Origin of the sequence: Mesobacterium hydrothermale (assembly GCF_035818635.1) — a bacterium.
GTDB lineage: Bacteria > Pseudomonadota > Alphaproteobacteria > Rhodobacterales > Rhodobacteraceae > Mesobacterium_A > Mesobacterium_A hydrothermale.
The window spans coordinates 25,899-35,016 of sequence record NZ_JAYLLH010000033.1 but is presented as its reverse complement, the minus strand read 5'-3'; the positions used below and the strand labels follow the sequence as shown (position 1 = coordinate 35,016).

The window sequence follows — 9,118 nt, the reverse complement described above, 5'->3', positions numbered from 1 at the left end:
GTTTGGCGGGCAGACCCCAACGACATCATCGCCGCAAGAAATCGAGGGTTCCAAATGTTGGATTCAATCCACTAGCGTCCGGTGATGGCCCCGGCAGACCGCAAGATCGATGCAGACAAACGCCCCGGACGCGGTGCTGGCAGCAATGACAGCGGTCGGTTCGAAAGGTTGTCGCGTGCCGATTTTGATGACGGTTGGGATTTGCCCGAAGACCGGGGCGTGCTGCGCACGGTGGTCAGCGACGAGGTGCCGCGCAGCGCAATCACCTACAACACCTCTCCGGATCTGCCGTTCGACCGGTCGCTGAACCCCTATCGCGGCTGCGAACACGGGTGCATTTATTGTTTCGCGCGTCCCAGCCACGCCTATCTGGGCCTGTCGCCGGGGCTGGATTTCGAAACCCGGCTGATTGCCCGGCCCGGCATTGCCGACGTTCTGGCGCGCGAACTGCGCGCAAAGCGCTATCGCGTTGCGCCGCTGTCGATCGGAACCAATACCGACCCCTACCAACCCTGCGAACGCGACCGGGGGCTCTTGCGGGATGTTCTGGTTGTCCTGGCCGCCTTTCGTCATCCCGTCGCCATCGTAACCAAGGGCACGCTGATCGAGCGTGACATTGACCTGCTGGCCCCGTTGGCCGGGCAAGGGCTTGTGCGGGTGGGGATTTCCGTCACCACGCTTGACCGGGACCTGTCGCGCCGGATGGAGCCGCGGGTGCCGGCACCCGCCCGCCGCCTGCAAACGATCCGGCGGCTGACACAGGCGGGGATCCCGGTGCGGTTGATGGTGTCACCCGTCGTGCCCGCGTTGACCGATCCCGAACTGGAAAGCATCCTGCACGCGGGCGCAGAGGCCGGGGCCAGCGCCGCAAGCTGGGTCATGCTGCGCCTGCCGCGTGAGGTCGCGCCGCTGTGGCGCGCCTGGCTGGAAGAGCATTACCCCGACCGTGCCGCCCGTGTCATGGCGCGGGTGCGCGAAATGCACGGCGGGCGCGACTATGACCCGCGCTGGGGCCATCGGATGCGCGGAGAGGGGCCATATGCACAGGTCATATCGCAGCGGTTCAAACTGGCCGCCCGGCGGCTTGAGCTGGACAGGCCGCAAACCGATCTGCGCTGCGATCTGTTCCGGGTGCCGCCCCGCGCCGGGGGCCAGCTTTCGCTGTTCTAGGCGCTGGCGCGCGCCGCGGTGCGCACAAAGGCAAGAGGTGGGGCTGGCCGATACCCCGCCCTGAGCCGGAAACCGGGCCGGTGGGTCAGCCCCGCCGACGGCCGCGACGTTCCCGCTTGGGGGCCGCGTCATCTCCGGTGCCGTCGCTTTCGGACGAAAACGCACCCAGCGTGGCGGCGATGCGGTCCAGCGTCGGACGGTCGCCCTTGGGCCGGGTTTCGAGCGCCTTGCGCATGGCGTGCAGGTGCTCTGGCATTGTGCCGCAGCAGCCGCCGATGATCCGCGCCCCGGCGTCCCGTGCCAGCACGGCGTAATCCGCCATCAGGTCGGGTGTGCCATCATAATGGATGTGGCCGTCATGGTATTTCGGGATCCCGGCGTTGCCCTTGGCGATGATCGGGCGTTCCGATCCTTGCGCGACAAAGCCCAGGATCGTGCGCATCAGGTCCGACGCGCCGGTGCCGCAGTTGGCGCCAAAGGCAATCGGCGGATTCGGCAGGCCTTCGACCAGTTCGACGAAATGCGCCGAGGTCAGACCCATCATCGTGCGCCCGGCGGTGTCAAAGCTCATCGTACCGCACCAGGGCATGTCGGCCAGGGCAAAGGCTTCGGCCGCGGCGCGGAATTCTTCTGGCGCGGAAATGGTTTCCAGCCACAGCACGTCGGCGCCGCCGGCCTTCAGCCCCTCGGCGGTTTCGTGGAAGATTTCGACCGCGTCGGCGTGCGACAGCGTGCCCACCGGCTGCATGATGTCACCGGTCGGCCCGACGGATCCCGCGACCACGACGGTGCGCCCAGCGGCGTCGGCCACTTCACGGCCCAACGCGGCGGCAACGCGCGACAGTTCATGCGCCCGGTGGCCGGCATCGTGCAGTTTCAGCCGCGACCGGTTTGCCCCAAAGCTGTTGGTCAGGAAAATGTCCGACCCGGCCTCGACCGCGTCGCGGTACAGCTTGCGGATGTTGTCCGGTTTGTCGACGTTCCAGAATTCCGGCGCGTCGCCCGACGACAGCCCCATGTTGAACAGGTTGGTGCCGGTGGCGCCGTCGGCCATCAGCCAGTCGTTGGAGGAAAGCAGGCGGCTCAGCGCGTCGCACATGGAATCGTTCCCGGGGGCTTGGTTGCGTCGCGCGCACAGGTCGCACGGATCGCAGGACGAGGCAAAGTCATATCGCTCATCACCATGATGAGCCTGCCTCAAGAAGACACGAAGGGCGCCGCGGGATACGCAGCGCCCGGATCCGTCATACCCTGTCGGGATCAGGCTTCTTTCATCACCTGGTCTTTGGCGACGGCCATCAGTTCGGACCGCTTGGCGCGGATGTCATCCGCGCTGGCCTTGCCTTCCAGGTCGCCCGCGACCTTGCGCACGACGTCTTCGTGGCCGGCTTCTTCGAAATCGGCGATGACCACGGTCTTGGCATAGGCGGCGGCTTCGTCGCCGGACAGGCCCAACAATTCGGCGGCCCAAAGCCCAAGCAGCTTGTTGCAGCGTGCCTCGGCCTTGAACTTCATCTCTTCATCATGGGCATACTTGTTCTCGAATGCGTTTTCGCGATCGTCGAAACTGGACATCTTCCACCGGCTCCCTCAGGGCGTTGCTGTTGGCACTGATATGCCGTTCTCTGCCGCTCTGTGCAAGCCCGGGCGTCATCTTGCGACAACGCCGCCCATAGACTATGAGGTCGCAAACGTGCGGAATCCATCTTTCCGCAGCTTCCAGTGAAAGAGACCCCATGGCACGGCGCAAGAAAATCTACGAAGGCAAGGCCAAGATTCTGTACGAAGGCCCGGAACCGGGAACGCTCGTGCAATATTTCAAGGACGATGCGACGGCCTTCAACGCGCAGAAAAAGGACGTGATCGAAGGCAAGGGTGTGCTGAACAACCGCCTGAGCGAGTTCTTCATGCTGGGGTTGGCCAATATCGGGGTGCCGACGCATTTCCTGAAACGGCTGAACATGCGTGAACAACTGGTGCGCGCCTGCGAGATCGTGCCGCTGGAAATCATCGTACGCAACTTTGCCGCCGGATCGCTGTCCACGCGCCTGGGAATCGAGGAAGGAACGCCGCTGCCGCGCCCGATCGTGGAATATTGCTACAAGGACGACAAGCTGGGTGATCCGCTGGTCACCGAGGAGCACATCGCCGCCTTTGGCTGGGCGAGCCAGCAGGACATGGACGACATCCTGGCGCTGGCGCTGCGGGTGAATGACTATCTTTCGGGGCTGATGTATGGCGTCGGCATCAAGCTGGTGGATTTCAAGATCGAGATTGGCCGGGTCTATGACGGCGATTACCAGCGTTTGATCGTGGCCGATGAAATCAGCCCCGACAGCTGCCGGCTGTGGGATCTCGAGACCGGCGAGAAGCTGGACAAGGATGTGTTCCGCCGCGACCTGGGCTCGCTCACCGATGCCTATACCGAGGTCGCCCGGCGCCTGGGCGTGATGCCGAAACAGGCGACGCCGATGGACAAGCCCAAGCTGATCAACTGAACCGACGCGCCCGGTGGGGCCGGGCGTGTCTGAGTATTTTTGGAAAGATGAAAGGGCAGAGGTCCTTTCTGCAATCGGAGACGGGTCGATGAAGGCACGGGTGCATGTGATGCTGAAGGACGGGGTTCTGGACCCGCAGGGCGAGGCGGTGCGCCACGCGCTGGGGTCGCTGGGATTCGACGGGGTCGCGGGTGTGCGCCAGGGCAAGGTGATCGAGCTGGAGCTGGCCGAGGGCACCACTGAGGCGACCGTGGGCGAGATGTGCGAGAAGCTTCTGGCCAACACGGTGATCGAAAGCTATCGCATCGAGTTGCTTTGATGCTGGCCGCGCGGCTTGCGGGCCCGCGCCAGCCGCTGTCGCTGCAGGAGCTGCCGGATCCGGTGGCGCCTGCGGGCGGCGTGGTGTTGCGGGTGCTGGCCTGCGGGGTCTGCCGGTCGGACTGGCATGTCTGGTGCGGGGTGGATCCCGATGTGGTCTGGCCGATTACGCCGGGGCACGAATACTGCGGCGAGGTGGTGAGCGTGGGCGCCGGGGTTGGCCGCTGGTCGGTCGGCGACCGGGTGATCGCGCCGTTCATCCTGGCGTGCGGCCAGTGCCCGGATTGTGCGGCGGGCCACCAGACGATCTGTAAAAGTCAGGTTTTGCCGGGGTTTACCTGTAATGGTGCCTTTGCCAGCCACATTGCCGTGGCGCACGCCGATGCCAATCTGACCGCCTTGCCGGAGGAGATGGACCCGGCGCTGGCAGCAGCGTTGGGGTGCCGGACGACGACGGCGTGGCATGCGCTGACTGGGCGGGCGGCGCTGAAGGGCGGCGAGTGGCTGGTGGTCTATGGCGCCGGTGGTGTGGGGCTGTCGGCGCTGTTGCTGGGCCGGGCGCTGGGGGCGCGTGTGGCCATGGTCGACGTGGTGCCGGAACGGCTGGACTATGCCGGGATGCTGGGGGCCGAGGTCACGATCGACGCCCGCGACGGCGATCCCGCGCGGGCGGTGCGCGAGGCGACGGGCGGTGGGGCCGACGTCGCCATCGAGGCGCTGGGGATCGCGGAAACGACTGTCAACGCGCTGAAATCGCTTCGAAAACTGGGGCGGATGGTGCAGGTGGGCATGCCCGCGGGCGCGCATTGCACGATGCCCATTCCGATGGATGCGATCTATTCCGGGCAGTTGGCGGTCTATGGCACGCGGGGCATGCCGGCGCATCGCTATCCGTCGCTTCTGTCGTTGATCGAGGGCGGGCATGTCGACCTGACCCCGTTGATCGCGCGGCGGGTGAAGCTGTCGGAGGCCAGCGCTGAACTGGCCGCGTTCGACACGCCGGGGGCACCGGGCGTGGCGGTGATCACCGAGTTCACCGGCTAGGGGATTTGTGCCCGTGATTTTGTACCCGTGAGCGGGGGCACATTCGATGCACAAAGGATGCACATTCGATGCGCATGATCTGCGCCGGGGCAGGCACGCGGGGCGCGGTCCGCTTTGCCACAGCGCGGGGCGGGGCCAACACCCTTGCACCGAACTGCCCGAGGTTGTAGCAGCAGCGCAAAGCCCTTCTGCCAGAGAGATGTGCCATGAAAGCTGCCGTCATCGTCTTCCCCGGGTCGAACTGCGACCGCGACCTGGTCGAGGCCTTCCGCAAGGCGGGCTGCGATGTGCAGAAGGTCTGGCACAAGGACACCACGCTGCCTGCGGGCATTGATATCGTGGGCATCCCGGGCGGGTTTTCCTTTGGCGACTACCTGCGCTGCGGGGCGATTGCCGCCAATTCCCCGATCAGCCGGGAAATTCGCAACCACGCCGAGCGGGGCGGGTATGTCTTCGGGGTGTGCAACGGGTTCCAGGTGCTGACCGAAACCCACTTGCTGCCCGGGGCCTTGATGCGCAATGCCGGGCTGAAATTCATCTGCCGGACCGAAACCCTGCGGGTGCAGACTGCGGACAGCGTTTTTACCGGCGGCTATACCGTGGGCGAAGAGATCGAGATTCCGATCGCGCATCACGACGGCAACTATACCGCCGATGCGGACACGCTGGCGCGGTTGAAGGGCGAGGATCGCATCGCCTTTACCTATGCCGACAACCCAAATGGTTCGACCGCCGATATCGCCGGGGTGCTGTCCGAGAACCGGCGGGTGCTGGGGATGATGCCGCATCCGGAACGGGCGGCGGAAACCAGCCATGGATCGACCGATGGTGCGCGTCTTTTCGCCCATCTGGCCGGGGCGCTGCTGCAAGCGTGACTTGAGCCGCGCGCGGGCGCGGCGTACCTTGGCGCCATGGCCACCGAGCGCAAACCCCAGACCCCTGCACGTCGTCGCGTCAGCCTGCTTGGCTGGCGTGTGCGCGGGATGTTGGTCTTGCTGGCGGTGGTTGCTGTTGCGACGGTATGGTTCACCAACCGATTGCTGACCGACCGGTTTACCGAAACCACCCGCAACCGGGCCGAACTGCGTCTGGCGCTGTATTCGGGGAACCTTTTGTCGGAACTGCGCCGCAACGCCATCGTGCCGCAGCTTCTGTCGCGTGACCCGGCGTTGATCGGGGCGCTCAATTCCGCCGATTACAGCCAGTCGTCGCAGCGGCTGATTTCCTTTGTCGAGGAGATCGGGGCCGCATCGCTGATGCTGCTGGACATGGACGGGCGCACGGTGGCGGCGACCGACCGCAACCGGCTGGGCGAGGCGCACCGCAATTCGCCCTATTTCGTCGATGCGCTGCGTGCCAGCACCACGGTGTTCACCACGCTGCGGCGCGAATCCGGCGGCTACAGCTTTACCTATTCGCGGCGGCTGGAAAGCAACGGCTCGACCATCGGGGTGATCGTGGTCGAGGCTGATCTGGCCAAGTTCGAACGCGCCTGGGCGGGGATTTCCGATGCCGTGCTGGTGACCAATTCCGAAGGCATCATCATCCTGGCGACCGAACCGCGCTGGCGCGGCATGTCCGAGGAAGAGGCGCTGGATCGCCAGCCGGCGCAAGGAGCGATCGAACGGGCGATCCGGGCGACGTCGGACTGGACGGCGTTGCCGGCGGATGCCTATCTGCGCGGCGAAGCGGTGATGCGCACCGCGTCGCGGATTTCGTTTCGCGGCTGGCGGATGGCCAGTTTCACCACCTATGCCAGCGTGCGTGAGCGTGTGAACGCGGTTCTGGCCCTGGAAATCATGGGCTTTGCGATCCTGGCGGCGCTGATGTTCTACTTTCTCAGCCGGAAAAGCGCGTTGCGCGTGGCGCTGTTTCAGCGGGAATCGGCGGAACTGCGGGCGCTGAACGTGCGGTTGCAGCGCGAAATCGCGGAACGGGAACGGGTACAGGAAACCCTGGCGGTGGCGGAACAGACGCTGGCGCAAAGCTCGAAACTGGCGGCGTTGGGCGAGATGTCGGCGGCGGTCAGCCACGAGCTGAACCAGCCGCTTGCGGCGATGAAGACCTATCTGGCCGGGGCGCGGCTGCTCTTGCGGCGCAACCGCCCGGATGAGGCGTTGACCGCGTTCCACCGCATCGACGATCTGATCGAGCGGATGGGGGCGATCACCCGGCAGTTGAAATCCTATGCCCGCAAGGGGCAGGCGGAACTGTCTCCGGTCGACATGGGCGATGCGCTCGCCTCGGCCCTGTCGATGATGGAGCCGCAGCTGAAATCGCGGCAGGTCAAGATCACCAAGATCCTGCCCGAAACGCCGGTGCGGGTGATGGGCGACCGGATGCGGATCGAGCAGGTGATGGTCAACCTGCTGCGCAATGCGCTGGATGCGACGCGCGGGGTCAGCGATCCGCAGGTGGATATCATCCTGGCGAGCGGGGAAACCGCGACCCTGACGGTGCGCGACAATGGCCACGGGATCGAGGATCTCGAAGCGCTGTTCGAACCGTTCTACACCACGAAACAGCCCGGCGACGGGGTGGGGCTTGGCCTTGCCATCAGTTCGGGCATCGTCAGCGACCTGGGCGGCCGACTGACCGCGCGCCACGCCGAACGGGGTGGCGCGGTGTTCGAGATGCAATTGCCCATCCTGATCGAAGAAACCCAAGCGGCGGAGTAAGCCCCATGTCGAATGCAATGAAAATCGCCATCGTCGATGACGAAAAGGACATGCGCCAGTCGATCAGCCAGTGGCTGGCGCTGTCGGGCTATGACACCGAAACCTTTGCCAGCGCGGAAGAGGCGCTGGGGGCGTTGGGGCCGGATTACCCCGGCATCGTGATTTCCGACATCCGCATGCCGGGGATGGACGGGATCCAGCTGTTGCGCAAGCTGATGGGCTCGGACAGCACGCTGCCGGTCATATTGATCACCGGCCATGGCGACGTGCCGATGGCGGTCGAGGCGATGCGGATCGGGGCCTATGACTTTCTGGAAAAGCCGTTCAATCCCGACCGGATGACCGAACTGGCTAAGAAGGCCACCACGGCCCGCCGCCTGACGCTGGACAACCGCGCGCTGCGGCGGGAACTGTCGGACGGGGGCCAGATCATGAAGAAGCTGATCGGCCAAAGCCCGGTGATGGAGCGGCTGCGCGAGGATATCCTGGACCTGGGCCAGGCCGATGGCCATGTGCTGATCGACGGCGAGACCGGCACCGGCAAGACGCTGATCGCCCATGCGCTGCACGCGGTGGGCGCCCGGGCGGGCAAAAAATTCGTGCTGCTTCGCTGCTCTGCCTTTGACGAGACCGCGCTGATGCGGCGGCTGTTCGGGCCGATGATGCCCGAGGAGAGCCAGCTGCCGGCGGTTGAAGAGGCGCGCGGCGGGACGCTGGTGCTGGAGGACATCGAAGCGCTGTCGGACGCAGCGCAGGCGAAGCTTCTGAACGTGATGAACGAGCAGGGCACCCCGCCCGAAACCCGGATCATCGCCATTTGCAACCTGCAGGACGAGGGCCGCACCTGCGAAAGCGCGATGCGCCCGGACCTGTTCTATCGCCTGTCGGCGCTGCGCCTGACTGCGCCGCCGCTGCGTTCGCGCGGCGAGGATATCCTGACGCTGTTCACCCGGCTGAGCGAGCAGTTCGCCGAGGAATACGGCTGTGACGCCCCGAAAATCAGCGCCCCCGAGGCGGCGCAGCTGTTGCAGGCGCCCTGGCCCGGCAACGTGCGCCAGCTGATCAACCTGGCCGAACGCGCGGTGTTGCAGGCGCGGCGCGGGCAGGGGACGATCTCGTCCTTGCTGATGAGCGATCATGAGGACATGCAGCCGGTGATGACCACCGAGGGCAAGCCGCTGAAGGAATATGTGGAAGCGTTCGAGCGCACGCTGATCGACAACACGATGCGGCGCCACAAGGGGGCAATTTCGGCGGTGATGGACGAGCTGTGTCTGCCGCGCCGGACGCTGAACGAGAAGATGGCCAAGTACGGGTTGCAGCGGGCCGATTACCTGTAAGCCGGTCGCGCGTGATGCAGGTGGGCGGCGAGGGGGCTGTCTGCCCCCTCGCGCTCCCCCGAGGATATTT

Annotated in this window: 9 protein-coding genes; 7 read left to right on the top strand and 2 right to left on the bottom strand. The window is 65.5% G+C overall.

Features of this window, described 5'->3' with window-relative positions:
- Nucleotides 1-84: 84 nt before the first annotated feature.
- On the top strand, nucleotides 85-1,170 hold the full coding sequence (locus VK792_RS17035) for a PA0069 family radical SAM protein (protein ID WP_326299072.1): 1,086 nt from the start codon (nucleotides 85-87) through the stop codon (nucleotides 1,168-1,170).
- An 85-nt stretch (nucleotides 1,171-1,255) separates the two neighbouring features.
- On the opposite strand, the gene bmt is transcribed toward VK792_RS17035, so the two are convergent.
- The gene (gene bmt / locus VK792_RS17030) at nucleotides 1,256-2,269 is read right to left on the bottom strand and encodes a betaine--homocysteine S-methyltransferase (protein WP_326299071.1); all 1,014 of its coding nucleotides are present in this window, start codon (nucleotides 2,267-2,269) and stop codon (nucleotides 1,256-1,258) included.
- Between the two features lie 161 nt (nucleotides 2,270-2,430).
- The gene (locus VK792_RS17025) at nucleotides 2,431-2,745 is read right to left on the bottom strand and encodes a DUF1476 domain-containing protein (protein ID WP_326299070.1); all 315 of its coding nucleotides are present in this window, start codon (nucleotides 2,743-2,745) and stop codon (nucleotides 2,431-2,433) included.
- Nucleotides 2,746-2,906: 161 nt separating this feature from the next.
- Here VK792_RS17025 and purC point away from each other — a divergent pair, with 161 nt between their 5' ends.
- The 6 genes from purC to VK792_RS16995 all read left to right on the top strand — a co-directional run bounded on the left by purC (nucleotide 2,907) and on the right by VK792_RS16995 (nucleotide 9,048).
- Nucleotides 2,907-3,668: a phosphoribosylaminoimidazolesuccinocarboxamide synthase gene (purC, locus tag VK792_RS17020; protein ID WP_326299069.1), complete on the top strand. Its 762-nt coding sequence runs from the start codon at nucleotides 2,907-2,909 to the stop codon at nucleotides 3,666-3,668.
- Nucleotides 3,669-3,756: 88 nt separating this feature from the next.
- Complete coding sequence (purS, locus tag VK792_RS17015; protein ID WP_326299068.1) at nucleotides 3,757-3,987, top strand: phosphoribosylformylglycinamidine synthase subunit PurS; 231 nt, start codon at nucleotides 3,757-3,759, stop codon at nucleotides 3,985-3,987.
- Nucleotides 3,987-5,030: a zinc-binding dehydrogenase gene (locus tag VK792_RS17010; protein ID WP_326299067.1), complete on the top strand. Its 1,044-nt coding sequence runs from the start codon at nucleotides 3,987-3,989 to the stop codon at nucleotides 5,028-5,030. Before purS ends, VK792_RS17010 begins: the two co-directional genes overlap by 1 nt.
- Nucleotides 5,031-5,236: 206 nt before the next feature.
- The gene (purQ, locus tag VK792_RS17005) at nucleotides 5,237-5,905 is read left to right on the top strand and encodes a phosphoribosylformylglycinamidine synthase subunit PurQ (protein WP_326299066.1); all 669 of its coding nucleotides are present in this window, start codon (nucleotides 5,237-5,239) and stop codon (nucleotides 5,903-5,905) included.
- A gap of 36 nt (nucleotides 5,906-5,941) precedes the next feature.
- Nucleotides 5,942-7,708 carry a sensor histidine kinase gene (locus tag VK792_RS17000; RefSeq protein ID WP_326299065.1) on the top strand — a complete coding sequence of 589 codons (1,767 nt, stop codon included), beginning with the start codon at nucleotides 5,942-5,944 and terminating at the stop codon, nucleotides 7,706-7,708.
- Between the two features lie 5 nt (nucleotides 7,709-7,713).
- The gene (locus tag VK792_RS16995) at nucleotides 7,714-9,048 is read left to right on the top strand and encodes a sigma-54-dependent transcriptional regulator (RefSeq protein ID WP_326299064.1); all 1,335 of its coding nucleotides are present in this window, start codon (nucleotides 7,714-7,716) and stop codon (nucleotides 9,046-9,048) included.
- Nucleotides 9,049-9,118: the final 70 nt, after the last annotated feature.